We start from the raw sequence: 23,952 nt of genomic DNA on the forward strand, positions 1-23,952 counted from the left end.
CCACGTCCAGCTTCACACGCTCGCAGAAGGGGCAAGGCTCAAGACCTTTGCACCGGTCGCACGGGCAGCGGTCCGGGTGATCGCCAATACCGTCAGGGGGCGCGGGGGCGGTCATGGCGCTGGATCTGTAGCGGTCTGAACGCCGGACATCACCACATCCCGCGGCACGCCGAACCACTTCAGCTGGCCCTTGTAGGGAACGAATGGCAGCGGCCGTGCGTCCTTCAACACAAAGCCATAGGGGCCCATGAAGAACGGGTTATCCATCTCGGTCACCACGTCCACCAGCGTCGCTGCACCAACGATGCCGCCAAAGTCCAGCGACGTGAAGTGCGGCACCTCGATGCCAAGCTCGGCCTTCAGGTGATCCACCGTTGCCCAGTAGTCCCTCCTCACCATCTGGCCGCCAGCATGGATCAGGAAGCGACCACGGAACTCCGTGCTCCAGTCGCGGTTCTCGACGAGCTTGTGCCCGTTGACGATGAGCCAGGCCCAAGGCTGGCGAATGCTGAGGGTGCGCATGCAATTGCCTCGTTAGAACTATGGTGATGGGATCAGGAGAGCAGCTCCATCTGGCCGCCGGCAGTGCGCCGTGTGACCTGGCGCGTCTTGGCGTGGTGCTCGGCGTCGTAGCGCAGGTGGCACCGCTGGCACAGCGCCTTGAGGTTGGCGCGTTTGCAGTTCTCAGGCCGGTGGTCGAGGTGTGCTGTGGTCAGCACGATGGTGGTCCACTTCGAGCCCTCGTAGTCGCTCATGCGCACCCGGCCCAGCTTCATTCCAGTGTCGGCGTCGTAGACCCAAGCGTCGGCGTCCTGGAAGGTGTCCGCGTTCTCGCCGGTGCCGCGGCAGATGCGCTCACCGTGCTTGACCTTGCAGAAGGCGCAGCGCCACCCCTGGGCCTCTTTCACAGCGGTGCTGATGGCCTTCCAGTTGGCCGGATAGCGGTGGCGGTTCTCGGGCTTGATCGGCATGGCGTGCAGGCTTCGGTGATGGGATCAGGCCGCGAACAGCTCGCGCTGCGAGCCAGTTCCCGGGTTCTGGGTTGGGGTGGAGTCGGCGTAGTAGCTGTCCATCAGCGTTGTCAGCGCGCGGCATGGGCGGATCAGGCCTGACTCGATGTCCGTCAACAGATGCGGGTTGACGGCTGCGGTGTCGCGGGCGAACTGCTTCAGGCGCTGCACGTCATCAAACGCGACAAGCTCGACGGTCAGGTGTTCAAGCGCCACGATCTGCGCAGCCGTCAGCGGCGCCTCGCTGTGCTCGATATCGCGGAAGACGCGGAGCGCTTCCAGCTGCTGTGGTGTCAGTTCCATGGCCGAGGCTTGGGGCTGGGGTCAGGCGTCCGGGTCCGTCTCGGATTCCGGCTCGGGCGGGTCCACGCGCGCGGCCAGGCGGCGCAGGCGGTCGATCTCGCGCGAGTGCGCCAGCTCGACGCTGCCGTAGTGCTCGGGCTTGCGGCGGTAGTCGTCGGAAAAGCCGGCAATCTCATTGGCGCGGCGGCGCAGGATTTCGCCGATCTGGTTGCGCTCGGACTTGGTCAGCATCGTGTAGGTCATGGATCAGTTCCGGGGCTTGGACAGTTACTCGGTGGCAAGCGGCACGTCGTGCCACTCAATCGGTCCGCCGTGGACGGGAGCCCAGGCCTGCTGCAGCACCCGCAAAGTGCGCGCCGTTCCGTCGCCTACGGGTTGCTGGCGCTCCAGGAAGCGGAGGCCGCCTGTCGGCTGCATGACACGGCCTGGCCGCGGCAGATTGACCGGCGGCGTGGGGCACAGGCCACCAGCGTGGTCGATGTTGGGGCGACCGCATTTGAGGCACGGGCCGCCGATGCTGTTTGTGTTCATGATGGGCAGTTCCAGGGGCTTGGTCAGAACTCGGTCGTGAGGTGCGCAGCGCCGCCGAGCCCGGCATGCACGACGCGCATCACGTCCACGTTGTCGAAGTCGTCGCGCAGGTCGCGCGCCTCGGCCTGGGCGGTCAGCAGCGACTGGTGATAGCTGTCCACGCGCTCAAACAGCGTCCCTGGATCTGTGACGACGGCGAAGCGGGCGGCCGGTGGGGGGCTGATGGTCATCGTGGCCCCCGTGGCAGCGCCCAGTGCGTGATGCCCAGCACGCTGCCGCCGCTCTCGCAGCCGATCCAACCGGCGCCGTCCCAGTAGCCGGTCCAGAACTCCTCGTCGTCGGCATGCCAACACAGCACGGTTAGCTCGGCATCAGGTTTGCGCAGGCTGGCGTCGTGCCACTCCAGCGCCTCGCCAGTCCATTGCGGCAGCGCTTTCGCCAGCCGCTCCCGAACGGCCTCGACGGGCATGCCCTGCGCCGCGGCATAGTCGGCCGTCAACCGGTCGAAGGCCTCACTGCCCGGGCCGATCAGGAAGGCCAGCCGCGGATCGCGCCGCATGAGGCCCAGCAGGTGGCTCGCGGCGCCGATCATGATTGCCCCCTTGCGACCATCAGGGCAGCGACAGCCGGCTGCACCCAAACTGGTGCCGAGCTCAGCGCGAACGTCTCGCCGCTCCAGGCCAGCAACAGGCACTGCCCGAACACATCGGCCATGGCCTTGGCGGCGGACGGCGGCACCGCATTGCCGATGCGCTCGCGCCAAGCTTGGTCGCTCAGGCCGTCCAGCTCGAGTTGCTCCTCGGGGTCGATGAGGCTCTGCAGAGCGGCGAGCTCCAACGTCGTGAACGGCCTGTGCCACGTGCCGTCCTCGGCACGGATAAGGGCCACCAGGTTGTCGCTGGCCGCCGGCATGCGGTGGTCGGCCACGCTCCAGCGGCCGTTGTCGTGGCACGCCGCAGCGGCGACTGCACCGCAAGGCTCGTCCCAACGCACCACGCCGTAGTGGCCTCCGGTCTGGTAGAACTCTCGGCTCGCGTCCATGCCGCTGCGCGGATCCGCGACAGCGAATGCACCCTGTCCGGTATCACTGCGGGCAATGACGGTGCCGGCCGGTTCGTCGAAAGCCGTCACGCGGTACTTGCCTTTGCCGCCGAAACCGGTGTGGGCGCGAGGGTCAGCCACGCAGCCGCCCACCGATCCCAGTCCGCCCGTCACCGTCTTGGCATGGTCCGCCCAGCGCACCACCCTGAAGGCGTTGCTGTGCAGCGTGCGCGGCACGCGCGGGTCGGCCACGCTGTACGCGCCCTGCCCCGGGTTCTGCTGACCAGCGATGGCGCCGCTGTGCTCGGCCCATTCCAGCACGCCGTACGCCTGCCCATCGTTCCAGCGGGAGGACTGTTCGAACCGCGGATCAGCCACGCTGTGCGCGCCGTTCAACGGCAGCGTCTCGCCCGCAATGGCACCCGTGGGCTGGTCCCAGCGGCGGACACCCAGGCCACCTCGGAACATGGTGGGCACCATCAAGTAGTCCCGCAGCACACCGTCCTTCACCACCAGCCGGTTCAGGCTGCGCCAGTCCTTGCCGGCCTCCACGAAGGCCAGCCGCACCCAGGTCTTCCATTGCAACGCCGGCACGCGGTGCATGGGCCCGGCGCGCAGGTCGCCCGGCAACGGCATGCGGCCCAGCACCTCACCCACGCCGCGCAGCGAGCGCGTAGTGGGCTGGTACAGCAGGCCGGGCACCTTTTCGATGTGCCGGGCCACCAGCAGGAATCGCTTGCGGCTCTCGGCCAGCGGCGGGTTTGCGATCTGGCCGCAGTCATGCGTCGTCTCTGCAGTGGCGTAGCCGTAGCGGCGCAGCAGCGCCGTGATGCGGTCCAGCAGCGAGCGACCCCGGTTGGCCAGGCGCGGCACGTTCTCGAACAGCACCAGCTCCGGCGGGTCATCGGCCCAGGCCTCGAGCATCAGCCACACACCGCGCAGCGTCAGGCGATTGAGCGCCTGGTACTTGTCAGTGCGGCTCTTCGTTTCGCTCAGCAGCCCGCTGAAGCCCTTGCACGGGGCGGAGAGGAACACGATGTGCGGACGCTCGCCGCCGGCGGCACGCTGGATGTCCTGTGGCGTGGCTTCGCGCCAGTCAGCCGGCGGCTCGTGGCCGTTGAAGGCCATGTACTGCTCGCGGTCGAACAGGTCCATCACCGTGCCCGGCACGCCCGTGAGAGTGCGGAAGTCGCGCATCGCCGCAGGGTCGATGTCGATGCCGCCGATGCAGCGGAACTTGGCCTGCAGCTGGCCCACGCGGGCCTCACCCATGTTGAAGCCCTTGGCGCCCCCGCCCAGGCCACAGAACAGGTGGAAGTGGCGAATCTCGGCGCGGCTCATCGCGGCACCTCGCCGTAGCTCTTGGCGTCACCGTAGATCGCGTCGCGCAGTCGTGCCAGCGTCTTCAAGGCCTGGCTCTTCGCGATGTCCGTCTTGCTGGCGCTTTCGTGCAACGAGGCATCGGTCATGGCCGAGGCGTACGCATTGAGCAAAGGAAGCAACTCAGGCCAGGCTTTGGGCGTGCTGGCTGCCGGCGCACTGCCCGCATAGAGCGGGACCCACGCGCCGCATCGCTTCCGCACGTCCTCGATCACGCGGTCGGGCAAGGGCCCTTCGAACGTGCCGTCACTGCAAGGGCGGTACCAGAACAGCACCTCACCGGTGGCGGCAGCAACGTGATGCCCGGCGATCAGGTGGTGGAGCAGCTCGCGCAGCGCGAACGCTTGAGCCTCTCGACCGGCCGCCGTGGAGTCATTGCCGCGGGCCTTCTCCTCCTGAGCATGTCCATTAAGGAAGCTGGCAATGTCGTCCAGCAGAATGCCGAACCGGTCAAACAGCGGACGGCGCTGCAGAACGCCCAGCTGTTTTTCCAACCAGTCGGTGCAGGTTTCGTCCAGCAACTGCGAAACCGCCGCCTGGTCGACCCACTGGCCCGCTCTGTCGGGAGCGCGTCGAACACCGCCTGAGCCATCCAACAAGAACGAGAAGCGCTGGAAGCCGTTGAACCTCATGCGCAGCGCAGTGAGAACAGCAATCAGGTCAGGCGACTTCAGCATGACGCTCCTCCTGCTGCTGAAGATCCTGGACGAACTGCGGCCGTGAGCCATCGCCCGGGTCGCAGGTGTCCATGACGTGGGGGCTGGCGTGCCCTTCCACGGCGGCGTACCGCTGGCACTGGCCGTGCCGCGGGCAGCACATGCCGAAGCACGGCGTGCTGCTGGTGATCCTGGTGATGTTCATGTTCTCGGTCTCCTGCTGGTGGCAATCAAGCCGCTCGCCGTGCGCCCAGCGCAGCACGGCCGGCGAAAGGGTTAGGCCTGGCCAGTGACGGCCGACACCCAACGGCTGGCTGGCAGCGCGTACTCGCCGGGGCGGCGGCTGGCGAACACGGCATCGGCCGGCGCCTCGCAGGCGTAGCGGTCCGGCATGGGCGGTGCCACCACGTGACGCGTGGTTGCAGTCACGTTCAGGGGCACCGGCTCGGCAGCTGCTGGCGCCGCCACCAGCACGGCGGGGCATGGGCTCAGCGGCTCGCGGAAAGGTGCGGCAGCCGCATCCCGCGCCTGCATCGCCAGCGCCTCCGACGAGAACCAGCGCGACTCGCCACGGCGGCCGCGCACGATCCACAGCAGCCCGTTCTGGGTCATGTTGCTCAGCGTCGTGTGTGCGGCGTCGGTGCTGGTACCCAGTGCCGTCGCCACGTCGACAGCACGCAGCCCGCGCAGGCCCGCGGCCTTCACCAGATCGCGCACCTGCCCCTGGCGGCTGCCCGGGTGGGCTCGGCACTCCGTCAGACCGGTGCGTGACTTCTTCAGCCCCATCGCCCAGGCCTTGCTCAACAACGTCTTGACCGGCACGCCCAGCTCATCCGCGAGGCGTTTGTTGTTGGCCTCCGCATAGCGGTCCTTCAGCGTCTGAACCTGCTGTTTAGTCCAACCCCATGGCTTCATGGTCATACCTCCACTGAATAGCGCTCACCGCGCATATCTCGCCCGCGATCGGGCCCAAGAGCACTGCCAAGCCCGGCAGCGCCGTCCTTGCTGTCATCCGCAGTCGGCGTGGCGTGCAGTCCGTAGCGCGTCAGCCCGTCCAGGCTGAGCGCCGTCATGTTCGAGATGCGCCGGCCATGCACCGTTCTCTCGATGCAGTCGCTCAGCACCACTTCCGCCTGGATCAGCTGGTGCTTCAAGATGCGGTCGCTCTTGATCGGCAGCCCGTTGTAGAACTCCCGCAAGCTCGGCTCGCGGCTGATGTGGTCCATCACATGGCTGGTGCGCACGGCCAGCACATCCGAGCCCTCGTGCGTCGTCCACGCGTACGGGAAGCGGAACGAGCCACGAGCGATCTCGCTCAGCAGCGTGTCCACGATCCACACCCACGGCTGTCGGTCGCCCGCGCTCTCCATGATGTGGGCGTTCATCTCCGCCGTCAGGTCGGGCAGGAAGCTGCCATGCTCCACCGGCATGCCGGCAAAGTCGCACAGCAGCACCCACGCGGCGCGCAGCGCGCCGTAGTTCGTCAGCATCCGCGCCGCGCCGGCGTCGGTGGCGGTGGCCGCGCACGCGCGGCTCAGCTCCTCACGGGCCTCGGCGTGCAGCTCGCGCACGCGCTCCTTCGTCAGGCCGGCCAGGTAGTTCAGCCACTCCCGCACGGGGAACACCGGCAGGTCCTCAGGCATCAGCGGGCCCTGGTGCTGCTTGCTCAGCTTGTTGCGCACCAGCTTGCCGTGCAGGCTGCGCAGCTCCTCCAGGTCCTCGCCGGCCAGCAGCACCGGCGCGCACAGCAGGAAGTCCTTCAGCTCCGCGCCGCGGCGGGTGTGGCTGTACTGGTAGCACTCCTGCAGGTTGTGCACCGCCTTGTCGATCAGGTCCTTCTTGTTGGCGCTCAGCTCACCCCAGCCAACCGGGTGGCTCGTGTAGCTGATGCTGGTCAGGATGCGGAACTCCGTCTGCATGCTCTGCCGGCTCATCACGCTCATGCCGATGGCGCGCTGCAGGCGGGCCAGCAGCGTGTCCTTGCCCACGCCCTTGTCCGCGCCGAACGCGAAGTGCGGCCAGAAGCCCAGGAACGCCTTCAGGTGCGCTCCCAGCGCCCACACCATGATCTTGGCCGCCCCGTTGCCCTTGAACGTGCTCTGGAAGGCCTGCAGCACACGCTTGGCGCTGTCCCGCGGGCCGGTAGGGAACGTGAGGTTGTAGTACGGGCACTGCTGCACCGGGTCGGCGAAGTAGCAATCCGGCCCCTCGTTCACCACCGTGCGCCCGTCGCGCCAGGCCAGGCCCACGAAGTTGATCGCGTCGCGGCTGCCGATGTCGGCGGACCGCTCCAGGATGTTCACCATCCGCAGGAAGTTCGGCGCCGAGTAGATCGGCCCCAGCTTCTTCCACTTCTCCACGTTGTGCAGGTCCTCGTCGGCCACCACGCGGCGCAGCAGCCTGTCGCCATAGCGCGGCACCTGCACGCTGATGCTGAACACCGTGTTGGGCGCCAGGTCGGCGTCGCCGGTCATCGTCGAGACCGGGCTGGCAATTCGCACGCGGCTGATGCCAGCGACCCGGAAGCCGGCCACGCTCTCGTAGGTGATGCTCAGCTCTTCGCCGCCCTCCACCTTCTCGGTCTTGCCGGCCTCTTCGTCCTCGTCCTTCGGCTTCTCGCTGTACTTCGACACGTACTGGGTGAAGTCGTCCCGCACGCGATACCGCCAGTAGCTCAGGAAGTCGTGCCGCGGCAGCCACAGCCGGGGCTTGCCGCTGGGCACGTCGCCGGGCTTGTGGCCGCCAGGCATGCCCGTCACCAGCCACGGCTCCATCTTCTTCAGCGCGCCGGCCAGCTTGGCGGCGCCCCAGGCCTTCAGCGCGGCCGCCGGGCCGGCCAGCGCCTCGCCGTCGTCGTGCCAGTCCTGCGTGTCCACGGCCAGCACCGGCACGTCCAGCGCCAGCAGCGCCGAGTGCACATCCCACACCGCGCGCATGCCGGGTGCATAGCCCTTGGCCGGACCGTCCTCCGGCACGTCGCCGGGCGCGATGGCGATCACCACCGCCTTGCCGCGCAGCAGCCGCCAGTCGGCCATGCGGGCCGTCCAGGCGGAGCGCAGCGCCACCACGGCGGTGTGGGGCATGCGCAGGCTCTCCACGGCCAGCGCGTCCAGCACGCTCAGCACCACCACCACGCGCCGCGCGCCGGCCAGCCGCTTCCAGTCCAGGCACCAAAGCGCACCGTCGCGCGGGCCCACGGTCTTGTGCCCATGGCCGCCGTTGCGTTCGGGGTTGAAGTAGTCCAGGTGCACCGCCACCACGTCGCGCGTGGCCGGGTGGCGAACGATCGACGCCATCGCATCGCCGCCGTGCCAAGGTTCTCCGGGCGCCACGCGTGGGTCGCGCCAGTCGTCCATGCCCAGCGTGCCCTCGCCGATGGCCTGCAACACGATGTTCTCGGGCAGGCCCTGCTCCGTCGTCCAGTCCAGAAGCAGCTGCCGGCGCGGCAGCTCGTGCGCCCGCTCCAGCGCGCGGCGCGCCACCAGGTCGGCACGGCTGGCCTCGGGGTCCTCCTGCTCATCCAGCCAGCCCATCACCAGGTGGATGTGCGCAATGGCCTCGGGGCGGTCCATCTGCCACAGGTACTGCAGCAACTCGATGGGGCCGCCGTGCACATAGTGGCCGTCGTCGTCAGTGCGGTCCCAGTCTTCCCAGCTGCTCAGCGTCTCGGTGGTTGCGGGGCGCACCACGACGCCCATCGTGTCGCCCGGGCGGCGTTGTCCCAGCGGGCGGTGCCAGCGGCCGCCCTCCTTCTGGAAACCCAGCTTCTCCAGCAGCGCGGCGCAGTCCACCCGGTCGGCGCGGCTGATGATGTCGTTCTCGTTGGTGGCCATCGGGTGGGCATGGCCGGCGGGGCCGGCGCGTTGTCGTTGGGGTGGGGGTCAGAACAGCGGCTTCGTCGCCGCGTCCCGCCCGTCTTTCTTCTTGAGCTGCTTGGCGTACACCGTGTCGATGGCCGCCTGCACCGCCTTGCGGTGCAGCTCCCGTGCTTCCGGGTGCCTGTCCAGGCGCCGGTACTGCAGCCAGATCTCGCGGCGCAGCTTCTCCGGCACTTGGCGCCAGTGGTCGTTGCACATCAGCAGCGTGTGCGGCACCTGGTGCTGGCAGTTGCCAGCCACGCAGCGGTGGCTGGCGGCCGGCTGACGCGGGCGCTGCGGCCGGTCAACTCGCACTGGCAGCCTCACGCGGAACGGGCGTCACGCTGATACGCGAGGCGTCCGGGTAGGTCTCCAGCGCCTGGCCGTAGGCGTCGAGGCTGGCGCGATAGGCGCGGCGGTACGCCACGCGCTCGCCGCTCGCCAGCTCCACCACCACGTCCATGTCGCGCCGGGGCGGCTTGGGCGCGTCCACGCGGGCCCAGCAGGCGGGCGCGGGGATCACGATGCCCTCCGCGCGCGCAGTTCCTTCTCCCACTCGCGGCTGCACTTGCCCTTCAGGCGCCAGTCGCAGGCCAGCAGCTCGAAGCGGTCGCCCATGTCGGTTCGGCCGTAAAGCATGTTCAGCCAGTTGTGCACCTCCTGCTTCGGCGTCGAGTCCAGCTTCAGCACGTTGATGCAGTGCGTCCACATCTCGTCATCCAGCCGGCGCAGCTCGGTCAGGTCGAACTTGAAGCGGTCGCCGTTGTAGAGCCCCAGCAGGAATTTCGCGCACACGTTGGCGCCGCCATGGCTGCCTTGTGCCATCTCCCAAACGCGCTTGAGCGATGCAGCTTGCAGATCGTTCATTTCAGGGCCTCCTGCCGCACATCGGCCAGGTAGTCGTTGAGGGCGTCCCGCAGCGCGATCGCGCGCTGGGGCGTCAGATAGCTCTCGCTGTGGACCGTGCCCTGCGCGAGGTAGAGCGTGGTCTGCAGCGAAACGCGGTTGGATCCGTCGCGGCGGCGGAGCGTGATGCCCAGCTCGCCGGGCGAAGCCATCAGCTCCACCTTCCGGTACAGGCAACCCACGCCACCAGCGCAGCGGAACGGCGCCTGGTAGCGCCAGTCCGGCGCCTGCATGGCAGCGGCCTGGGCTTCGCGGTCGGCGGCGTTCACGGGCGCCTCCACACGGGCAGAGCTCGCAGCCACACGGCGTACCAGGCCACAGCGCCAACGAGGCTCACCACCGCCATCGCGCGGTGCCCGCTGCGCACCAGCTGCGGCGCCACCACGGCCAGGTGCAAGCCCAGCGGGGCCAGCGCCACGGCCAGCAGCCCCAGCACAAAGAGGATGCGCAGCGCCATCACTTGCATGCCTCCGGCTTGGCCTTGCAATCCACGGCCGGCGTGGGCTGGGTCGGCTCCGTCTGGTTGTCGCCACCGCCACCACAGGCCAGCAGCACGGCGCCGATGGCAGCCACCAGCAACATCGTCAGCACGTACTTCATGCCCGCTGCTCCTGCTGGGCCTGCCGGCGCGCTGCGCGCTTGCTCAGGCGGCCGGTGTCCACGTTCGCCATCGCATCGGCGAACTCCTCGCGGCTCAGCGTCAGGTACACGCCGGTGCTGCTGATGTTCTGGTGGCCCAGCGCCAGCTGCGCCAGCTTCAGCGCCTGCTTGTCACCCGAGGCCCGGCTGCGGCGCAGCACGTTCATGCCCCGCGTGTGGCGCAGCCAGTGGATGCTGATGCGCTCGTCCAAGCCGGCATCGGCCAGCCACAGCTTCAGCCGGGCCTGATAGCTACGCACGCTCAGCGGCGTGCCCTCACGGCCCCACACCAGAGGCACGCGCGTCACGGCGGGCCAGTCGTGCGCCTCGGCGCGCGCCATGAAGCACAGCGCCTCCAGGCTCTCGCGCACCGTCTGCGTCACCGCGTACTCGTGGCCCTCACGGCCGCCCTTGCGGGCCTCCTTCGGCACCACCACCCAGCCCGTGCGCAGCGCGCTCTCGGCCTGGGCCAGCGTCAGGCTGGCGAACTCCGCCACCCGCATGCCCGTCTGGATCATCAATCGCAGCCAGTGAAAGTCTCGCTGCGCCAGCGGGTCAGCCACCCGCTTCGGAGCCTGGAGCAGCCGGCGCTGCTGCTCCTCGTCCAGGTATCGCTTCATCAGTTGCATGGCCATCTCCTGCCTGTTGCTCGCTCGTTGAAAAGTGGTTGGTCAGCGCGCCGTATCTCACGGCCACCAGCGCCGCCACCAGCCAGTCCAGTGCCCGCCGCTTCACGGTGGCGGCGGTGCGGACCCGGGATTCACCGCGAGGCGTCGCGCCTCGCGTGCAGCGCGCGCCGCGCGCAGATCAACAACGTGTGCGCTGCCAGCGGGTCGGCCAGCACCGCCTCCAGGCTGCGGTACCGGCGTCGCCAGTACGCGCGGCTCAGCCGCATCCGCTCGGCTTCGGCCAGCACGTCGGCCTCCGTGACTGGTGGCGGCGGCTCCAGCGGCAGCTGGCACGGTGGCGTCGCAGGCATCACGTTCCCTCCGGTAGCTGGCCACGGCCGCCGACAGCGCGGGGCCAAAGGCCAACAGCAACGAACCCACCAGGGCCGCAGGGTTCAGGCGAGCGGCTGCCGGCATGTGGTGGTTCACGGGCCGCTCAATCAGTGGGGTCAGGCGCTTAGTCATCGCCACCCTCCTCGTCCACGAGGCCTTCCAGGCGCGCCACCAGCGTCATCAGCGCCGCCACGACGTCGAACGCCTCAGCCCGCACCGTGGACATCTCGCTGGGCTTGAAGCGCTTGTCCGCCAGCGCGCGGCCCACGGCTGCATGGAACTCACCGTGTTCCGAGCCCAGCGTGCACAGCAGCTCCAGCAGCGCCTCGTCGCTGTGCTGCTCGAACCGCGACGCGTCGAAGCACGCGCGGCCGAACATCTCGTTCAGGGCGTCCACCGCCCTCGTGTCGCCGCGGTAGTGCGTCAGCTGCACCAGGTCCTTAATGGTCGGCTGCGAGTGGCTCTCGTCGCTGGCGTCGGCCTTGTTGTAGAGCGTGCCGGTGCGGATGCCAAGGAACGCCGCAGCGTCCTCCACGCCACGTGCGCCGCCCATGTAGACCAGCTCGCGGAACGCCTCGTAGACCGAGCGTGTGGCGGGGCGACGGGATGCGGGTTTGCGCGTCATGCCTGACCTCCCGCCGCAAATTCATTGGAAACAGCGCGCCGGGGCGCACACACTGCAGCCATGCCTGATGCGCGCATCACTGTCCCCTGCCCGACACGCCCACCACAGGCTCGGCGGCGAGGCTTCGCTCCATCCGGAGCTGCATCTCGGCAGAGCGCGAGCGCTTCGCCTGCTCGGCGGCCTTGTCAAGCATGCGCACCAACGGCGCGGGCATGCGCGCAGTCAGCGTCACGGTCTTGGGTTTTGCTTTGGTCTTCGCGTTCATGTGGTCCGCCGGTGCTTCGCGTATTCGTTGCGATGCATTCAGAATACTTTGTATTCGCGGCGAATACAAGACATTTTCAGCGGGCGGATAACATGCGCCATGCCTCGCCACATGGACACTGAAGCCGAAGCCGACTCGCTCATCGTCACGACGGTGCGTCTGCCCAGTGACCTGAAGCACGACTTGGCACGCCTCGCTTCGGTGAACAAGCGGACGCTCAGTTCAGAGATCGTCAAGCGCCTCTCGGACAGCGTTTCTGGTGAGGTGAGCAAGCGCGCAACGCAGCTGAGAAACCACGTCGTTCACCATCCTGGCGCCGGGGTTGACGACGGCAATGGCAACCAGTTCGGCGGGCGCGACAACCCCTACGAGCAGGCGCTGCTGATCCTCTTTGCACAGTTGTCACCGGAGCGCCAGCTCGCGCTACTCACGCTCCTGCGAGGCGGCTGAGCCCACCTCACGGCGGGCGCGCCGACTTCACCGCCTGGCAGGCCCTCAGTCGGTCGGCAACGGCGTCGGCTTCTTGGGCGAGCGCGACAAGATCGCCTCGATCCTCGTCACGAAGTACCCCTGCGGCGGGGCGGGGGTCATCATTTCGGCTGGGGCATCCGGCTGGCGCACTGGTGCTGGCGGCGAGCTCGCGCAGCCGGCCAGCAGCATCGGCAGCAGCACGATCGCTGCGCAGGCGGTCTTTCGTGAGGGCATCGCTGATCCTTGTCATCGAACGGTTGGCCAGGCGCTCCATCTCGCGGCTGTCTTCAGCCTGCCGCAGCTGCGCGGCCAGCGCGTCGCGAGCCACCTTGCGCACATGCACGCCCCAGCCCGCCGAGAAGGCGATGAGCAGCGCCACCAGCTGCGCCAGGATGCGGGCCGGCAGGCTCATGCCGGGTAGGCCGTGGCCGGCAGCTGGTGGTGGGGCGAGTCCGGGAACGCCTTCCAGTCGTGTCCGCACTCCAGCGGCAGGCCCAGCTCGGCGGCAGCACGCTTCATCGCGTCCACCACGGGCGCGAAGTCGGCCCGCTGCCACTCCGCGCCGGCCTTGCTTACCGGGTACAGGTCCACGGCGTGGCCCGTGAGGTGGCGGCTGCGCAGCGTGCGCGACTTGCCTTGCGCCACCAGGTCGCGCTGCCGCGCCAGGCTGCGCACCCCCTCCACCACCGAGAAGTCCACCGCGCTCAGCTGCAGCGCGCGGCGCACGATCTTCTGCAGATCAGCGTGCACACCCGCCAAGTTGCCCTCGCTGCGAGCCCCGAACTTGAAGCCATCCATCTGCCGCTCCTCGCCGGGTAGTGCCCGACACGCCGGCAAGATCGCACTACGGGACGGACGTTTGCAGCGGTACCGGCTCGGCCACCACCGCAGCCAACGCCTCGGCGCTCTCCGCGGCGTTGATCGCAGTGAGCCGCGCACGCAGCGCCGTCTTGTCGGCCTCGATGGCCTGCAGCCGCTGCACCGCCGCGGCGGGCGCGGCCTGGCCCAGCGCCTGCGCCAGCACCACCTCTCCGGACGGCCGCGCAAGCCTGCCGTCCAACTCGGCAAGCAGTGTCAACACCGGTTGCCCGGCCTGGGACTTCAACAGCAGCAGAGTCGGCGCCGCCACCCACCCGTTCGCGTCGTCCCAACTCCAGGTCTGGAACGCGCTGTCCGCCGGGCGTGGTGGCACCCGGCTCACCGGCACGGGGTGCGCGGTGCCGAAGTCATCGGTCACCAGCCTCACCTCGACTCGCTCCGGGTCATGCTCGCCATCGACCCAGGCATGGCCCGCCGGGGTGTTCAGCGCCAGCAGGTCGTCGTCCGCGAGCATGCTCATACCGGTCAGCTGCCCGGTGGCGAGGTTGAATAGGGAGCACGCAGTCATTTCTTGATCAGCAGGAACGAGAGCTTGGGCGTCACACCCATGCTGCCCAGGCCGCCACCGTAGGTGAGCGAAACGTCCGTCACAGCGACGGTCCAGGAGTCGTTCCCGCCGGGGTAAGACAGGAACACGTGAGTACTGGGTGACTCGCGGCTGATGTATGCCTTGGCCAGCTGACCACCCGAGTTGCTGACGGTGCACTCCAGCACGATGTCGGCGCCCCCGGTTGCCGGGAAGCCCGCGTCTCCCGACACCGAGAACGTGTAGGCGCCGAAGAAGATGATCTCCAGAGACCCGGCATCCGGCTTGGCGTAGGTAAAGGTGCGCGTGGTCATGCGATGTTGCTGAACGAGATCGGCGCGAGCGACGCGGTGGTCACATCGGTGGCCGCTGCGCTACCAAGCTCAGAAGTGCCGACGGAACCGGCGCCGACGTAGGGCTGCCAAGCACCAGACACACGCTGCCAGGCCTTGGTGCTGCTGATCCAGATCGCACCGTCCACGACGCCGCCAGGGCTGCTCACGGGGTCGCCGTCCTGGAAGAAGACTTGGTTGCGCGTGGCGTTGTCGGCTGGCTTGCCGCTGCCCGTCACGCCCGTCCACACTGCGGTCAGGCCGAGATTCGCGCCGTCGACGATGTCGGCCGTGTTGGTGACGTAGCTGGCCGCGGGCTGCCAGGTACCGCCGAGGCGGACCTTCCAGACGTTGGGCGTGAGGCTGGTGTCGCACCAGAGGTCGCCATCGGTCGGGCTGCTGGGCGCGCTGGTGCTGCGCGTCAGCACGTTTTTGGTGGCACTGTCTGCCGGCCGGCCGCTGCCGCTGACCTGCGACCACACCGCCGTGTTGCCGAGGCCCGCGCCATCGGTCAGCTGGTTGGTGTTGGTGGTCAGGGTCGCGCCGCTCTGCCAGTTGCCGCCCACGCGCAGCTTGATGCGGGCCGGCGTGGTGCTCAGGTCCACCCAGATGTCACCGTCGACCGCGCTGCCGGGCGCGGACATGCTGTAGGTGACGTTGTTGGTGGTCGCCGTGAGAGATCCTGTGTAGGCATTGCGGTCCAGATCCTGGGTCCACGCGCCCCACGAGCTGGCGCTGCGCAGTGCGGACCTGCGCCAGGTCTTGTCGCCCTGGTAGGCGTACTGGACGTTCGGGCCGCCCGTGTCGTCGGTGTACTGGATGATGGTTTCCAGCGTGCAGTAGGTGCCGTTGCCGCTGCTCAGCCCGATCGAGTCAGCCTGCTTGAATTGCTGCGAACGGCCGTAGGGGTACTCGCCCGGCGCGTCGTCGCGATTGCGGGCGCCAAACACTCCGGTTGCCGCGCCCAGGTCAACGGTGCGACCGGCGTTGTCAAGCGGCTTTCCAGCCCCGGCGACACCTGACCACAGCGCGGTCAACCCGAGATTGGCGTCATCGACGATCTGGGCTGTGCCGTTGACGTAGGTGCCTGCCAACTGCCATGTGCTGCCCAGTCGCACGCGAATGGTGTTGGGCGTGACGCTGGTGTCGATCCAGAAGTCGCCATCCGTCGGGCTACTTGGTGCGCTGGTGCTTCGCGTGAGTGTGTTCTTGGTTGCAGCCAGATCGCCGGTGTAGCTGTAGTCCGCCAGGGTGCGCGGCGTGTAGGCCGCGTTGACCCCGACGATGTTGCCGCCACGCAATGCAAAGCCAACATCCACCCAGGCATTGGGGTCTAGGTCTACAGAACCCTGGTAGGCCTCCGCGCCGTTGCCCTCACCGCATCCGGCGATGCCGATGAGGACATAGGCAGATCGCATCTTGAGCTGCGGGCTGCCAAACACTGCCTGGGAGGCGCCGCAGCGGTACATGGCCGCCGGCAAACCGCCGGACAGTCGGTTGCGTTGTGGTTCGTCGTATCCATGCACGACGACGATGTAGTCGCTGCTCGTAGCATTCAGCGCTGCGGCCAGGGCCGCGGCCTGACTGGCATCACCCCACACGTCGTAGGCGTCGTTGGAGACGAGCACGCCGTCACTCCTGCGGATCTTGCCCAAGCAGTAGCTGCGCGCGACAGCGCCGATATGGAAACCATCCCTCCAGATGCCAGGCGTAGCCGGCACACCCGTCGCTGAGTTGCCCTGCGCGATCACTCGGAAGGTGAGTAGCCCCATGCCGCTCAGCGTCGCGCCGCCGCCACCGGCGCCGTTGATGGTGCCGTCGGCGTTCATCGTGATGTTGCTGTTCAGCCAGCCAGGCGAAGGCGTGATGGTTGACGAGCCGATGTAGATCGACGAATCCACCGTCACGGCTACGCTCACCGGCGTACCGAGGTTTCCCGTGCTGTCTTCGTGGGCCGCCCAGATCTTGTAGCTCCCAAGCGCGGGCCACTGCCAGTCGTAGCTCGTTCCGGGCCGGTCGAACTTGAGCGGCGCGCCCGCCGCCCAGCTCGCGCCGTAGCGCAGCCGGGAAAGGCTGTAGTCGGCCTCGGCGCACTCGGTCCAGCTGATGCGCACGGCGCCAGGGATCACGGTCGCCGACAAGCCAGCTACCGCTGCCGGCGCCTCCGTCTTGCCCACGTGCAGCACCCACGTGCTGCGCCAGTCTCCCGCCGCCCCCAGCCCGTTGCGCCAGCGCGCCCGGATGACGTAGACCTGCCCCTCCTCCAGCCCCATCAGCCACAGATCCGTGGCTGTGCCGCTGGCCTCGGGCGCTCGCTGCCAGGCGGTGTCGAGGTCGCGCCGGTATTCCACCTGCAGCGCGCCATCCTTGCGCACCAGCACGTCATCGCTTGCGGAGACGGTGACGTGCACCCGGCTCGTCACGGTGCCGTCGGACTGCAGCTGCAGCGTGGCCGTGCCGCTCGATGCGGCCAGGCCGGACACTGCATCCACCACCCAAGGGTTGGGCTGGTAGACGGCCGGGCTTGGCAGCGCGCCGGGCGCGTCGTCCAGCTCGTCGTAGAAGCTCTCCACATCCTGCGAAAGCGTCAGCTGCACCGGCTGCCCGAGCCGGTACGGCCGCTTCACCACGCGGAACGTGGCAAGGCTGATACCCAAAAGCGAGTTGCTGTAGCGCACACGGTGGCCCACGCGCAGCTTCAGCGCCACGCGCTTGCACGGCACCACCAGCGTCATGCCGCGCGACCGCTCGGTGTGGATGCGCGCGAGGTTGGCGGCTCGCCAGCCCTTGTTCGTGAACGGGAAGTTCAGCGGGGTCCACAGCGCCTCGCCGTCCGCAGCCACGAACGCCTCGTTCTGGTAGGGGGTGTAGTCGGTCAACTGGTCGAAGCGGTCGGGGTCGTAGAACTGCCCCCGCACGCCGTTGAAGGCGTCATTGGCGGAGTCCTCGGCCACGCCTTCGACGGCGCCGGCGTTCTCGGCGTCGCCCAGGTCCATCACCGGCGCTGTCCAGGCGCCGGCCTGCAGATGCCACGCCCCGGTGTACGTCACGAAGCCGGCCATGCTCTGGCACAGCTCGGTGAGCGTGGCATCGGGGTTGCGGTCTGTCGTGAACGCGCCGTTGCAGGTGTAGCGCTTCTCACCCGAGTGCAGGCTCAGGCCCTCGTCGCACACGTTGGCGGTGGCCTGTACGCTGCTCGCGACGATCTGGGTGCTCAACGCACGCTTGCCCCACTCCGCCTGCAGGAAGTCGTCGATGCAGAGCGCGTTATTGCTGCTCCATGCAGTGGTGCCGGTGCGGCGGTCATACAGCTTGCGGCCGCGAATGCGCGCGGTGAACTGCGGCGGCCCGCCCTGGAACTCGCGCTCGTTCAGGTCCAGCTTGATGATCGAGTAGCACAGCCCCAGGCCGCGGTCGCTGGCCGTCCAGTCTCCCGGGCAGTCGGCCATGGTGGCGGCGTCGGCGGTCTGCGTGAGCGTGCCGAGGTGGTGGCGAACACGCAGCCGCGCCGATGACTGCGAGGTGTCCACCGTCACCCTCACGGTCTTGCCGGCCCAGTAGCTGACGTGTGGCGCGCCGATCTGCACCGTGCCGGCCGTCAACGTGCACTCACTGCCCGGCAGCTGGAAGGGCGGCGCGCCGCCATCGCTGATCGCCAGCACACGCTGCGCGTTGGAGATCCCCAGCGAGATCTGGCCAGAACCGTTCACCACGCGGCTCAGCGTCACGGTGTCCGTCTCCGCGGCGGCGTAGCGCCCACCCGTGACGTAGCCCTCGCTGTCCAGCGATCCGACCGAGACGCCGTTGACCAGGAGATCCGTGATCGCATCGCACTCGTGCGCCGCCCACACGATCACCACATGCTTGTACTGGTCCTTGTCGCCGCTGGTGAGCTGCGCCACGATGGCCCCGCCCACCACGGCCTCGCCGTAGATGATTTGCCACGGCGCCTCGGTCGAGACGATGTTGACAGTGCGGTCCGCCAGGCTGTTGTTGTAGGCGTCGCGCGCCTGGTTCCTCGCCCGACGCGCCGCCTCTCTGCCCGACACGGCGCCGTAGACCGTCACCGCGATCATGATGGCGGCCTGCACCACCGTGATGTAGCCGGCGTAGGCGGCCACCGCATAGGCCACCGCGGCGATCAGCGGCGGCATCGCCAGCTGCATGTCGTCCGGCGCTGCCGGCATCGTCCACCAGGCCAGCAACACCAGCACGATCAGCGCCCATCGCGCACGTGTCGTCATACCCGCCAGGCCCTCACAGCACGGTCAGTCGGCACGAAAGCCAGGCCCTGCGGGCCCGGCGCCGCCGCGAGTTCTCCCCAGCACACGGCCAGCACCTGTTGGCCCGCCTGCGCCAGCCACAGCAGGTCACCGCGCTGCGCCAGCGCGGGCGGCACCTCGGCCAGTCCAGCGCGGCTCATGGCTGCGGGGATGCCGCCGATGGCCCGCTCCTGCCGGCGCGCCGCGTAGGCGGTACGGCGCGGCCCGCGCAACTCGGCCAGCACGTCCTCCGCTCGCATCGCCTGCACGGCGTCCGCCGCAAAGCTGGCGCAGTCGTTCGGCCCCCAGGCGAACGGCACCAGACTGCGCGCATCCATCAGGGCCTGCAGCGCGTGGGGCCACGTCGGAATGCGCGCCATCAGTCCTGCCGCTGGAAGCGTGTCGACAGCCACACCTGCGGCTGCCCCTTCATGCGCTCGATGCGGCTCAGCAAGGTGTCGCCCGGGTGGCGCGCGACGTGCTGGGCATGCGTCAGCCGCAGAGACATGGCGGCCCGGGTGTCGCGCCCCGGCATCTCGCAACGCATCACGGCCGCGGCGCTGTCGTCCCCGGGCTCGCCGGTACCGGTGTTGAACCGCACCTGGTCCATTCGGCCGGCCCACACCAACTCAGGGTCGCCGGCCGGCTGCAGGTCATCGTCAAGCAGCCCCTGCCAGATCGTGATCGGCCGGCCGCGGTACGTGGCGGCCGCGCCCAGCGCCATGGACAGAACAGAGGCCTTGGCAAGGTTCAGCTGCACGTCGACAGCCGGGAACTGCAGCTCCTCCTCCTGCTGGATGACGCTGACGCCCACGATGGGCCCGAGGCCCTGCCAGGTGAAGCCGAAGTAGTCGACCGAGTGCGTCCAGTTCGTCAGCCGCTGCGTGCCGGTGGTGAAGTCCATCTGTAGCAGCACCAGCACGCCGGCATGCGGGGCGGCCAGCGCTTCATCACGGGTGGTCATGGGCGCAGGTCCTCCTCGAAGTTCAGCGTCACGTCCTTCGTCCGCGCCCCGACCTGCCCCCAGCGCGGCGGCTCGCTGGTCATGACGAAGCTGGCCGTGGGCTTCACCAGCGTCAGCGGTGCATTGACCGGCGCCTGCGCGCGCAGTGGCGGCTCGAACTGCGCCACGCTGCGGCCGCTGCCGTCGCTGTCCATGCTGACCGTGAGCTTCTTGAGCTCACCGTTGACGCTGAAGTAGCTGCCCGCCAGCAGCACGCCCGTCACGCCGGCAGACCAGCCCTGCAGCTGCAGCGTGCTGCCGGTTGCAGCGATGCGAACAGTGGGCGCGCCGGCGGCAACTCCCAGCGGCGCCTCGCGTCGCCAGTCCCACACACGCACCCGGTTGACGCCGCCGCGCAGGCGATCAATCAGCGCTTCCCACGCGGGCATCTCGCTCAGCTTGCGGGGCCCCAGAGTGATCGAGAACGCCCAGCGGGGAGCGCCCATGGTCTCGGAATAGCTGGAGCCGTCGAACGCGCTGCGGCCGGTGAGCTGCGGCACGATGAGCCCCCACTCCACCGAGGCGGGGCGCAGGGAGTCGGGCCAGTCGAATGTCTGCATCCCGACAGCTTGGCTGCCGGGCGCAGACAAATGCAGGGGTTGCAGCCGTCAGGCCTGACCGCGCCGCATCATGTCCATCAGCTCGACCTGCCCACTTCGCACCGCGCGGCTCACCAGCCGCTCGACGTCGGCGCGGTCGCTTCGGCTGTCGATGGAGATCTGGGGCGCATAGGTCAGCTGCAGCCCGCCGCGCCCGTCCGCACCACCGCGCTGGCCGCCCCGCCCATTGGGTACCACGTAGCCATCCTTGCCGCCCATCATGAGGTACGTGCGGTTGTTGACCGACAGCAGCTCCGGCCCGCGCTCGTTCACCTCGTACATCCGCCCGCGCTGGACATCACCGCCCGAGGCTCGGCCGCCGATCAGGCCCGCAGCTTCGGCATCCGATGGCGCGCCACCGCCGCTGCCGCCGCCGGCAAAGATGCTGCCGATGCTGCCAAGCAGGCCCACCACCCCACTGCTGCCGCCTCCCGAGGCCGCCACGGCCGTGAGCGCCGATGCCGCGCTGTTGGCGCTCAGGGCCAGGCTGCTCATGGCCGTGGTGCTGGTGTTCACTGCCGCGGTGTTCAGGCTGCGCGCCGTGCTTTCCCCGGCCTGTCCCATCAGCGCGGCTTCTGCGCCCCCGTCGCCCGGGCCGCTGCCCATGCCCAACAGGGTCGCGATGCCTTGCCCGATCTGGCTGAACGTCGGGGCGATGGCCTGCTTGAACACCTGATCGCCCAACTGCTGCCGCATGAAAGCGCCCAGCGAATCGACGTTCATCTTCCCCGTCCGCAGGTATTCCTGCCACGCGTTGCGTCCGGAGTCCAGCCAGCCGCTCTGGAACTCGTCGAAGGCCTCCCGCATCTGCCGCGTGTGGTCGCTCCAGGCCTCCAACTGGCGCTGCCACTCGGGCTTCAGATCCTCGGTGAGCTGCTTCTGGCGCAGCACGATGGCGTCGTTCTTCTGCTGCTCGGCCTGCAGGATCTGCCGGCGGACGGCCGCGGCCTGGTCGGGATCGCTGCTGTCCAGCGCCGGCAAGCGGGCCCGCAGGCCGGCCAGCTGCTCGGTGTAGTAGCGGTTCAGCTGATCGATGTCCAGCCTCGCCTTCGCCGCGGCGCGGGCGTAGGGGTCGGCGATCAGGTCCACTGCGGTGGCCGCGTTGGCCTGCTGCTGCTGGTCGTTGAGCTGGGCCAGCGCCTGGCGGCGGCGGTCAACGTCCTCCAGCCAGCGCTCAGTGACGGCCGCGCTGGCTGCAGCTGACTGGCGCTCCGCGTCCCGGGCAGATTCCGCCTGCTGCACCTCCAACCGGCCACGCTGCGCACGCAGTTCGGTCAGCCGAGACTCGGTCTCCACCCCCTGCGCCTGGCGCTGCGCGGCCAGCTCGATCAGCCGTGCCTGCTGCTGGGCGGCCTCGGCCGGGTTCTCGGCCTGGCGCCGCGCTTCGGCAGCGATCTGCGCGTCCAGCTGCTTGGCCCGGGCGTCCGCACGGCGTCGCTCGGCCTGCATCTCGGCGTCGACGGTCGCAATCTCGGCTGCCAGGCCTTGCTGCTCCAGTGCGGCGCGCCGCTCGTAGTAGTCCGAGAGGCTCACCACGTCTCGCTGCCGCTGGTCCTCCAGCGCGCTATTCAGCACCGCCAGTTGGCTGGCACGCGCCGTACCGATGGCACGCGCCCGCGCCAGGTCAAGCTCGGCCACGGCCTGGCGCTGCGCGGCGGCCGACGTTGCTTGCGCCAGTTCAACGGCAATGCCGGCCTCGACGTTGGCGCGCTCGCGGTCTCGCAGCTCCTGCTGCATCTGCGCCACCTTGCTGGCGTCGCTGGCGCCCTGTTCGGCCTCGTTGAGCATGGCGCGGTTGGTGGCTGCGCGTTCCGCCTGCAGCCGGGCCTCCTCCTGCCGCACCGAGCCGCCGTAGACGCCGTAGGACATGCCCAGCGAGCTGCGACGGCTCTGCTCGATCTCGCGCAGCTTGGCGTTCGTCTTGTCCAGCTTCTGCTGCAGCGTGTCGGGTCGGCCGATGTCCAGCAGTTGGTCCCACATCCACTTGCCGGCGGTGCCCACATTGCGCGTCCAGCGCTCCAGCGTGCCCAGGCCGCTGGCCGCCTTCTTCGTCCGCTCATCCATCGCCGCGGCATAGGCCTTCTGCGCCACCTCACCCGCCTCGCGCACCTTGCCCTCCGCCTGCAGAGCACGGATCTGGTCGTAGACCGCCGCGGTCAGGTAGTTGACGCCGCGGTTGAGCTTCAATGACGCCTCCAGCGGCGCGCGGCCCAGTTCCTGGAAGTGCTGGGCCGTTTCCTCCAGCGGCGTGCTCAGCTCGCGCTCCATGCGCAATGCGGTGTCCTTGAAGGCCCCCAGGTTGCGGTTCGCCACCTCGCCAGTGGCGGCCAGCGCCGTCACCGCCTGCGCAGCCTTACCCTGAGAGCCCAAAGATGCCTCGGTAGCGCGCGCCATGTCCTGCAACTGCCCGGCCGAGGTGCCGGCGGCGTTGCCGGTGCCCAGGATGGCGAGCTGATAGGCGCGGGCCTCCTTCTCCCCTTGGGCGTAGGCGTAGAGGAGCAGCCCCACCGCCGCCGCTGTGCCGCCGATGGCCACACGGCTCAGCGTCAACGCGCCGGCCAGTTCCTTGAACATCGGCCCCACGCCGCCGAACGAATCCTTGATCTGGCCGCCCTGCTGGATGGCCACCAGCCATGCCGGCGACCCGCTGGCCAGTGACGTCACCACGTCGGTCATCTGCGCAGGGAGCAGACGCCACGCGGCCGCCGTCTGGCGCGCCGTGTTGCCGCTGGCCTTCATCTGCTCGGTGTTGCCACCCAGGGCCTTGCCTGCGGCGTCGGCCTTCTTTCCCACAGCTTCGGTGGCGGCGGCACCCAGGCTCATGCCGTTGGTGAACTCGGGCAGTCCCTGCGCATTGAGGCGCACGCCCAGCGTCTGCACGGTATCGGTCATGAGGGGTCCTCCGTATCAAGCGCGGCAACGGCGGCCCGCTCCATCTCCAGCAGCTGGCGCGCCAGGCGGCGCGGGTGCTTGGGCCGCTCCAGCCGCAGCAGCGCCTCCAGCTGGCACAGGTCCAGCGCGCGCATCTGCCCATCGGGTCCAAGCAGCCACCGGTTCTCCAGCGCCACCCAGGCCTTCACGGCTGGCCAGTTGTCGGCCCACACCACCAGCGGCGGGCCGCCGGCCTGCGTTGGGTCGTCCGGGTCGTCGCCAGCCTCAGCGGCCAGGAACGCCTGCGCGGCGGCCGGGTCGACGCCAAACCGCTGCAGGTCCTCGGCGCGCTGGTCCTTCACCCGGCCGCGCCGCAACTCGGCCGCCCAGCGCCTGGCGGCGTCTAGACGTTTTTTCTTGCGGCCGTCCCGGTCATCGCCGCGAAGTAGGTGGCGACGGTGGCCACCCGCACCATGGGCGCAGCCATCAGCTTCGCCAGCGCCTCGGGGCTGAAGAGCACTTCGTTGCCATGGGCATCGCGCAGCGCAGGCCACCCCTTCACCACCTGCTGCACCACCTCGGCTTCGGTCGGCATCGGCCGATCCTCCACCACCCGCAGGCCGCGCATCCAGTCCAGCTCGTCCTGGTCGACGGCCTGGAACAGCAGCGGCAGCTGGGCGTAGAGGTACTGGTCGTTGCCGGGCACGGGCACGCGCACCGTCCAGCTGAACAGCGGCAGCGCCGCGCCGAGCACGTAGTCGGGGGCCTTGGGATTGTTGGCGTCGGTCATGGCTG

At 69.0% G+C, this 23,952-nt stretch carries 34 protein-coding genes; 1 reads left to right on the forward strand and 33 read right to left on the reverse strand.

The genetic code is table 11. The features are described from left to right. Positions 1–111: 111 nt before the first annotated feature. The 22 genes from AC1Q7O_RS24975 to AC1Q7O_RS25080 form a co-directional block, all read right to left on the reverse strand. The gene (locus AC1Q7O_RS24975; protein ID WP_492661721.1) at positions 112–522 is read right to left on the reverse strand and encodes an ASCH domain-containing protein; all 411 of its coding nucleotides are present in this window, start codon (positions 520–522) and stop codon (positions 112–114) included. A 32-nt stretch (positions 523–554) separates the two neighbouring features. Continuing rightward, on the reverse strand, positions 555–971 hold the full coding sequence (locus AC1Q7O_RS24980) for a hypothetical protein (protein WP_492661720.1): 417 nt from the start codon (positions 969–971) through the stop codon (positions 555–557). A 24-nt stretch (positions 972–995) separates the two neighbouring features. Further along, positions 996–1,313 carry a hypothetical protein gene (locus AC1Q7O_RS24985; protein WP_492661719.1) on the reverse strand — a complete coding sequence of 106 codons (318 nt, stop codon included), beginning with the start codon at positions 1,311–1,313 and terminating at the stop codon, positions 996–998. A gap of 21 nt (positions 1,314–1,334) precedes the next feature. Then, on the reverse strand, positions 1,335–1,556 hold the full coding sequence (locus tag AC1Q7O_RS24990; protein ID WP_492661718.1) for a hypothetical protein: 222 nt from the start codon (positions 1,554–1,556) through the stop codon (positions 1,335–1,337). A 24-nt stretch (positions 1,557–1,580) separates the two neighbouring features. Next, positions 1,581–1,844: a hypothetical protein gene (locus AC1Q7O_RS24995; RefSeq protein ID WP_492661717.1), complete on the reverse strand. Its 264-nt coding sequence runs from the start codon at positions 1,842–1,844 to the stop codon at positions 1,581–1,583. A 23-nt stretch (positions 1,845–1,867) separates the two neighbouring features. After that, the gene (locus AC1Q7O_RS25000; RefSeq protein WP_492661716.1) at positions 1,868–2,074 is read right to left on the reverse strand and encodes a hypothetical protein; all 207 of its coding nucleotides are present in this window, start codon (positions 2,072–2,074) and stop codon (positions 1,868–1,870) included. Further along, positions 2,071–2,436, reverse strand: a complete 366-nt coding sequence (locus AC1Q7O_RS25005; RefSeq protein WP_492661715.1) for a hypothetical protein — start codon at positions 2,434–2,436, stop codon at positions 2,071–2,073. Before AC1Q7O_RS25005 ends, AC1Q7O_RS25000 begins: the two co-directional genes overlap by 4 nt. Continuing rightward, positions 2,433–4,226 (reverse strand): DNA cytosine methyltransferase, encoded by a 1,794-nt coding sequence (locus tag AC1Q7O_RS25010; protein WP_492661714.1) that lies wholly within the window; start codon positions 4,224–4,226, stop codon positions 2,433–2,435. Before AC1Q7O_RS25010 ends, AC1Q7O_RS25005 begins: the two co-directional genes overlap by 4 nt. Next, positions 4,223–4,942, reverse strand: a complete 720-nt coding sequence (locus AC1Q7O_RS25015) for a hypothetical protein (RefSeq protein ID WP_492661713.1) — start codon at positions 4,940–4,942, stop codon at positions 4,223–4,225. Before AC1Q7O_RS25015 ends, AC1Q7O_RS25010 begins: the two co-directional genes overlap by 4 nt. Next, positions 4,926–5,183 (reverse strand): hypothetical protein, encoded by a 258-nt coding sequence (locus tag AC1Q7O_RS25020; RefSeq protein ID WP_492661712.1) that lies wholly within the window; start codon positions 5,181–5,183, stop codon positions 4,926–4,928. The genes AC1Q7O_RS25015 and AC1Q7O_RS25020 overlap by 17 nt, the downstream gene beginning before the upstream one ends. Positions 5,184–5,197: 14 nt before the next feature. After that, on the reverse strand, positions 5,198–5,836 hold the full coding sequence (locus AC1Q7O_RS25025; RefSeq protein ID WP_492661711.1) for a hypothetical protein: 639 nt from the start codon (positions 5,834–5,836) through the stop codon (positions 5,198–5,200). 2 nt (positions 5,837–5,838) lie between these two features. After that, a complete protein-coding gene (locus tag AC1Q7O_RS25030; RefSeq protein ID WP_492661710.1) occupies positions 5,839–8,754 on the reverse strand; it encodes a toprim domain-containing protein in 2,916 nt (971 codons plus the stop codon). Positions 8,755–8,802: 48 nt separating this feature from the next. After that, positions 8,803–9,093: a hypothetical protein gene (locus AC1Q7O_RS25035; RefSeq protein WP_492661709.1), complete on the reverse strand. Its 291-nt coding sequence runs from the start codon at positions 9,091–9,093 to the stop codon at positions 8,803–8,805. Then, positions 9,083–9,301, reverse strand: coding sequence for a hypothetical protein (locus AC1Q7O_RS25040; RefSeq protein ID WP_492661708.1), 219 nt, complete (start codon positions 9,299–9,301; stop codon positions 9,083–9,085). The genes AC1Q7O_RS25035 and AC1Q7O_RS25040 overlap by 11 nt, the downstream gene beginning before the upstream one ends. Beyond that, positions 9,298–9,645 carry a DUF7673 family protein gene (locus AC1Q7O_RS25045; protein ID WP_492661707.1) on the reverse strand — a complete coding sequence of 116 codons (348 nt, stop codon included), beginning with the start codon at positions 9,643–9,645 and terminating at the stop codon, positions 9,298–9,300. Before AC1Q7O_RS25045 ends, AC1Q7O_RS25040 begins: the two co-directional genes overlap by 4 nt. Beyond that, positions 9,642–9,953, reverse strand: coding sequence for a hypothetical protein (locus AC1Q7O_RS25050; RefSeq protein ID WP_492661706.1), 312 nt, complete (start codon positions 9,951–9,953; stop codon positions 9,642–9,644). Before AC1Q7O_RS25050 ends, AC1Q7O_RS25045 begins: the two co-directional genes overlap by 4 nt. After that, on the reverse strand, positions 9,950–10,141 hold the full coding sequence (locus AC1Q7O_RS25055) for a hypothetical protein (RefSeq protein ID WP_492661705.1): 192 nt from the start codon (positions 10,139–10,141) through the stop codon (positions 9,950–9,952). The genes AC1Q7O_RS25050 and AC1Q7O_RS25055 overlap by 4 nt, the downstream gene beginning before the upstream one ends. Continuing rightward, on the reverse strand, positions 10,141–10,284 hold the full coding sequence (locus tag AC1Q7O_RS25060; RefSeq protein WP_492661704.1) for a hypothetical protein: 144 nt from the start codon (positions 10,282–10,284) through the stop codon (positions 10,141–10,143). The genes AC1Q7O_RS25055 and AC1Q7O_RS25060 overlap by 1 nt, the downstream gene beginning before the upstream one ends. Then, positions 10,281–10,952: a tyrosine-type recombinase/integrase gene (locus AC1Q7O_RS25065; protein ID WP_492661703.1), complete on the reverse strand. Its 672-nt coding sequence runs from the start codon at positions 10,950–10,952 to the stop codon at positions 10,281–10,283. Before AC1Q7O_RS25065 ends, AC1Q7O_RS25060 begins: the two co-directional genes overlap by 4 nt. A 131-nt stretch (positions 10,953–11,083) precedes the next feature. Beyond that, on the reverse strand, positions 11,084–11,302 hold the full coding sequence (locus AC1Q7O_RS25070; RefSeq protein WP_492661702.1) for a hypothetical protein: 219 nt from the start codon (positions 11,300–11,302) through the stop codon (positions 11,084–11,086). A 146-nt stretch (positions 11,303–11,448) separates the two neighbouring features. Next, positions 11,449–11,949, reverse strand: coding sequence for a phage regulatory CII family protein (locus AC1Q7O_RS25075; protein WP_492661701.1), 501 nt, complete (start codon positions 11,947–11,949; stop codon positions 11,449–11,451). A gap of 76 nt (positions 11,950–12,025) precedes the next feature. Beyond that, entirely contained in the window at positions 12,026–12,214 is a 189-nt protein-coding gene (locus tag AC1Q7O_RS25080; RefSeq protein ID WP_492661700.1) for a hypothetical protein, read from the reverse strand. Between the two features lie 111 nt (positions 12,215–12,325). On the opposite strand from AC1Q7O_RS25080, the gene AC1Q7O_RS25085 reads away from it, so the two are divergent. Beyond that, positions 12,326–12,664, forward strand: a complete 339-nt coding sequence (locus AC1Q7O_RS25085; protein ID WP_492661699.1) for an Arc family DNA-binding protein — start codon at positions 12,326–12,328, stop codon at positions 12,662–12,664. A gap of 7 nt (positions 12,665–12,671) precedes the next feature. Here AC1Q7O_RS25085 and AC1Q7O_RS25090 read toward each other — a convergent pair whose 3' ends face one another. From AC1Q7O_RS25090 to AC1Q7O_RS25140, 11 genes are read right to left on the reverse strand one after another with little or no spacing between them, the layout of a single operon-like run. Continuing rightward, complete coding sequence (locus AC1Q7O_RS25090; protein ID WP_492661698.1) at positions 12,672–13,097, reverse strand: hypothetical protein; 426 nt, start codon at positions 13,095–13,097, stop codon at positions 12,672–12,674. Continuing rightward, positions 13,094–13,483 (reverse strand): M15 family metallopeptidase, encoded by a 390-nt coding sequence (locus AC1Q7O_RS25095; RefSeq protein ID WP_492661697.1) that lies wholly within the window; start codon positions 13,481–13,483, stop codon positions 13,094–13,096. Before AC1Q7O_RS25095 ends, AC1Q7O_RS25090 begins: the two co-directional genes overlap by 4 nt. Positions 13,484–13,529: 46 nt before the next feature. After that, entirely contained in the window at positions 13,530–14,072 is a 543-nt protein-coding gene (locus AC1Q7O_RS25100) for a hypothetical protein (RefSeq protein WP_492661696.1), read from the reverse strand. Further along, positions 14,069–14,404, reverse strand: coding sequence for a hypothetical protein (locus AC1Q7O_RS25105; RefSeq protein ID WP_492661695.1), 336 nt, complete (start codon positions 14,402–14,404; stop codon positions 14,069–14,071). Before AC1Q7O_RS25105 ends, AC1Q7O_RS25100 begins: the two co-directional genes overlap by 4 nt. After that, complete coding sequence (locus tag AC1Q7O_RS25110) at positions 14,401–18,666, reverse strand: phage tail protein (RefSeq protein ID WP_492661694.1); 4,266 nt, start codon at positions 18,664–18,666, stop codon at positions 14,401–14,403. Before AC1Q7O_RS25110 ends, AC1Q7O_RS25105 begins: the two co-directional genes overlap by 4 nt. Further along, the gene (locus tag AC1Q7O_RS25115) at positions 18,663–19,022 is read right to left on the reverse strand and encodes a DUF6950 family protein (protein ID WP_492661693.1); all 360 of its coding nucleotides are present in this window, start codon (positions 19,020–19,022) and stop codon (positions 18,663–18,665) included. The genes AC1Q7O_RS25110 and AC1Q7O_RS25115 overlap by 4 nt, the downstream gene beginning before the upstream one ends. Before the next feature lie 41 nt (positions 19,023–19,063). Then, the gene (locus AC1Q7O_RS25120) at positions 19,064–19,648 is read right to left on the reverse strand and encodes a hypothetical protein (RefSeq protein ID WP_492661692.1); all 585 of its coding nucleotides are present in this window, start codon (positions 19,646–19,648) and stop codon (positions 19,064–19,066) included. Beyond that, positions 19,645–20,247 (reverse strand): hypothetical protein, encoded by a 603-nt coding sequence (locus AC1Q7O_RS25125; RefSeq protein ID WP_492661691.1) that lies wholly within the window; start codon positions 20,245–20,247, stop codon positions 19,645–19,647. The genes AC1Q7O_RS25120 and AC1Q7O_RS25125 overlap by 4 nt, the downstream gene beginning before the upstream one ends. A gap of 48 nt (positions 20,248–20,295) precedes the next feature. Beyond that, positions 20,296–23,178, reverse strand: coding sequence for a phage tail length tape measure family protein (locus AC1Q7O_RS25130; RefSeq protein ID WP_492661690.1), 2,883 nt, complete (start codon positions 23,176–23,178; stop codon positions 20,296–20,298). Further along, the gene (locus tag AC1Q7O_RS25135; RefSeq protein WP_492661689.1) at positions 23,175–23,519 is read right to left on the reverse strand and encodes a DUF1799 domain-containing protein; all 345 of its coding nucleotides are present in this window, start codon (positions 23,517–23,519) and stop codon (positions 23,175–23,177) included. Before AC1Q7O_RS25135 ends, AC1Q7O_RS25130 begins: the two co-directional genes overlap by 4 nt. Positions 23,520–23,560: 41 nt before the next feature. Continuing rightward, on the reverse strand, positions 23,561–23,947 hold the full coding sequence (locus tag AC1Q7O_RS25140; protein ID WP_492661688.1) for a hypothetical protein: 387 nt from the start codon (positions 23,945–23,947) through the stop codon (positions 23,561–23,563). Between the last annotated feature and the right edge of the window lie 5 nt (positions 23,948–23,952).

It is taken from the genome of Roseateles sp. GW823-FHT07B05, assembly GCF_058794515.1.

What these genes read in the sequence shown, in the direction of transcription:
- AC1Q7O_RS24975 (WP_492661721.1), bottom strand. Translation starts at nt 522, where the DNA reads ATGCGCACCCTCAGCATTCGCCAGCCTTGGGCCTGGCTCATCGTCAAC.
- AC1Q7O_RS25105 (WP_492661695.1), bottom strand. Translation starts at nt 14,404, where the DNA reads ATGACCACGCGCACCTTTACCTACGCCAAGCCGGATGCCGGGTCTCTG.
- AC1Q7O_RS25080 (WP_492661700.1), bottom strand. Translation starts at nt 12,214, where the DNA reads ATGAACGCGAAGACCAAAGCAAAACCCAAGACCGTGACGCTGACTGCG.
- AC1Q7O_RS25095 (WP_492661697.1), bottom strand. Translation starts at nt 13,483, where the DNA reads ATGGATGGCTTCAAGTTCGGGGCTCGCAGCGAGGGCAACTTGGCGGGT.
- AC1Q7O_RS25065 (WP_492661703.1), bottom strand. Translation starts at nt 10,952, where the DNA reads ATGCAACTGATGAAGCGATACCTGGACGAGGAGCAGCAGCGCCGGCTG.
- AC1Q7O_RS25015 (WP_492661713.1), bottom strand. Translation starts at nt 4,942, where the DNA reads ATGCTGAAGTCGCCTGACCTGATTGCTGTTCTCACTGCGCTGCGCATG.
- AC1Q7O_RS25005 (WP_492661715.1), bottom strand. Translation starts at nt 2,436, where the DNA reads ATGATCGGCGCCGCGAGCCACCTGCTGGGCCTCATGCGGCGCGATCCG.
- AC1Q7O_RS24980 (WP_492661720.1), bottom strand. Translation starts at nt 971, where the DNA reads ATGCCGATCAAGCCCGAGAACCGCCACCGCTATCCGGCCAACTGGAAG.
- AC1Q7O_RS25010 (WP_492661714.1), bottom strand. Translation starts at nt 4,226, where the DNA reads ATGAGCCGCGCCGAGATTCGCCACTTCCACCTGTTCTGTGGCCTGGGC.
- AC1Q7O_RS25110 (WP_492661694.1), bottom strand. Translation starts at nt 18,666, where the DNA reads ATGACGACACGTGCGCGATGGGCGCTGATCGTGCTGGTGTTGCTGGCC.
- AC1Q7O_RS25045 (WP_492661707.1), bottom strand. Translation starts at nt 9,645, where the DNA reads ATGAACGATCTGCAAGCTGCATCGCTCAAGCGCGTTTGGGAGATGGCA.
- AC1Q7O_RS25025 (WP_492661711.1), bottom strand. Translation starts at nt 5,836, where the DNA reads ATGAAGCCATGGGGTTGGACTAAACAGCAGGTTCAGACGCTGAAGGAC.
- AC1Q7O_RS25115 (WP_492661693.1), bottom strand. Translation starts at nt 19,022, where the DNA reads ATGGATGCGCGCAGTCTGGTGCCGTTCGCCTGGGGGCCGAACGACTGC.
- AC1Q7O_RS25000 (WP_492661716.1), bottom strand. Translation starts at nt 2,074, where the DNA reads ATGACCATCAGCCCCCCACCGGCCGCCCGCTTCGCCGTCGTCACAGAT.
- AC1Q7O_RS25060 (WP_492661704.1), bottom strand. Translation starts at nt 10,284, where the DNA reads ATGAAGTACGTGCTGACGATGTTGCTGGTGGCTGCCATCGGCGCCGTG.
- AC1Q7O_RS24985 (WP_492661719.1), bottom strand. Translation starts at nt 1,313, where the DNA reads ATGGAACTGACACCACAGCAGCTGGAAGCGCTCCGCGTCTTCCGCGAT.
- AC1Q7O_RS24990 (WP_492661718.1), bottom strand. Translation starts at nt 1,556, where the DNA reads ATGACCTACACGATGCTGACCAAGTCCGAGCGCAACCAGATCGGCGAA.
- AC1Q7O_RS25055 (WP_492661705.1), bottom strand. Translation starts at nt 10,141, where the DNA reads ATGGCGCTGCGCATCCTCTTTGTGCTGGGGCTGCTGGCCGTGGCGCTG.
- AC1Q7O_RS25085 (WP_492661699.1), top strand. Translation starts at nt 12,326, where the DNA reads ATGGACACTGAAGCCGAAGCCGACTCGCTCATCGTCACGACGGTGCGT.
- AC1Q7O_RS25130 (WP_492661690.1), bottom strand. Translation starts at nt 23,178, where the DNA reads ATGACCGATACCGTGCAGACGCTGGGCGTGCGCCTCAATGCGCAGGGA.
- AC1Q7O_RS24995 (WP_492661717.1), bottom strand. Translation starts at nt 1,844, where the DNA reads ATGAACACAAACAGCATCGGCGGCCCGTGCCTCAAATGCGGTCGCCCC.
- AC1Q7O_RS25100 (WP_492661696.1), bottom strand. Translation starts at nt 14,072, where the DNA reads ATGACTGCGTGCTCCCTATTCAACCTCGCCACCGGGCAGCTGACCGGT.
- AC1Q7O_RS25125 (WP_492661691.1), bottom strand. Translation starts at nt 20,247, where the DNA reads ATGCAGACATTCGACTGGCCCGACTCCCTGCGCCCCGCCTCGGTGGAG.
- AC1Q7O_RS25140 (WP_492661688.1), bottom strand. Translation starts at nt 23,947, where the DNA reads ATGACCGACGCCAACAATCCCAAGGCCCCCGACTACGTGCTCGGCGCG.
- AC1Q7O_RS25090 (WP_492661698.1), bottom strand. Translation starts at nt 13,097, where the DNA reads ATGAGCCTGCCGGCCCGCATCCTGGCGCAGCTGGTGGCGCTGCTCATC.
- AC1Q7O_RS25075 (WP_492661701.1), bottom strand. Translation starts at nt 11,949, where the DNA reads ATGACGCGCAAACCCGCATCCCGTCGCCCCGCCACACGCTCGGTCTAC.
- AC1Q7O_RS25070 (WP_492661702.1), bottom strand. Translation starts at nt 11,302, where the DNA reads ATGCCTGCGACGCCACCGTGCCAGCTGCCGCTGGAGCCGCCGCCACCA.
- AC1Q7O_RS25120 (WP_492661692.1), bottom strand. Translation starts at nt 19,648, where the DNA reads ATGACCACCCGTGATGAAGCGCTGGCCGCCCCGCATGCCGGCGTGCTG.
- AC1Q7O_RS25030 (WP_492661710.1), bottom strand. Translation starts at nt 8,754, where the DNA reads ATGGCCACCAACGAGAACGACATCATCAGCCGCGCCGACCGGGTGGAC.